An 841-nucleotide genomic window follows, 5' to 3' on the forward strand; every position below is an offset into this window, starting at 1 on the left:
CTCCCGGAATCGGGAGCGGAGAGAGAGGGAGGAAGCGTCCGGTAAGAAATTCTGATATTTTTGTAATATCTTGTGGTAAAACTTTGTTTGTAAGATAATATAGCTATCTTTGCAAGATAACGTAAAAAACTAAACCTCTATGGATAACAAAAAAAAAGAAAAGAAACCTGTGTCTGTCTTTCAAAAGATATTGGAGGACAAGCGGATTATTCGAGAATGTATCAAAAATGGGGGTGATATAAAAAAAATAGCGCAACAACGTGGAATCAAGTTTGCCACTCCCTTATGATATAGTAGAGGAAAGTGATTGGGATTATTCTTTTAAGACTAAGCATGGCATTGTTTATCATGCTTACTTTATAGATTTTTCAATGTACCATCCGACATTTGATAATGTCTATACTTTTAATATAGAGCCTGAGTCGGATAGACCTCATCCGGTAGATAATCGTATAGCGATGACCATCGTCTCGTTGTTACGGATATTCTTCTCAAGGAACGACCGTGCGATGATAATGGTTTGTGATAATTTAGATGGCAAAGAAGAGAAGCGCAGATTGTTGTTCTCTAAATGGTATTCTGTTTATAATGATGGAAGCATCATAAAATACGATGCTTCCACCCAAATCGACGATTACCAGCTTTACGTTTCTATTTATTTAAATAAAAACAATTCAAGACGTAATGTCTTAATTCAAGCCTTCTATGAATTGATAAAGAATAATTTATATCCAATAGATGAATGATGACTGTTTTTTGGTGCATAATATGGCTTTCATAAGGTCTTATACTCCTCCCCGGCGTCAAAGCCTGGGCAAGCCTTCAGGATATAGGGGCTAAG

The 841-nt window shown here is 36.3% G+C and carries 2 protein-coding genes; both read left to right on the forward strand.

Annotation, left to right across the window (positions count from 1 at the left end):
* Positions 1–139 precede the first annotated feature (139 nt).
* Positions 140–289, forward strand: a complete 150-nt coding sequence (locus E5342_RS19480) for a hypothetical protein (protein ID WP_168354530.1) — start codon at positions 140–142, stop codon at positions 287–289.
* A gap of 82 nt (positions 290–371) precedes the next feature.
* Positions 372–746 (forward strand): DUF6169 family protein, encoded by a 375-nt coding sequence (locus E5342_RS19105; protein ID WP_246867182.1) that lies wholly within the window; start codon positions 372–374, stop codon positions 744–746.
* The last annotated feature ends 95 nt before the right edge of the window (positions 747–841 follow it).

Origin of the sequence: Parabacteroides distasonis (assembly GCF_004793765.1) — a bacterium.
Classification (GTDB): Bacteria; Bacteroidota; Bacteroidia; order Bacteroidales; family Tannerellaceae; genus Parabacteroides; species Parabacteroides distasonis_A.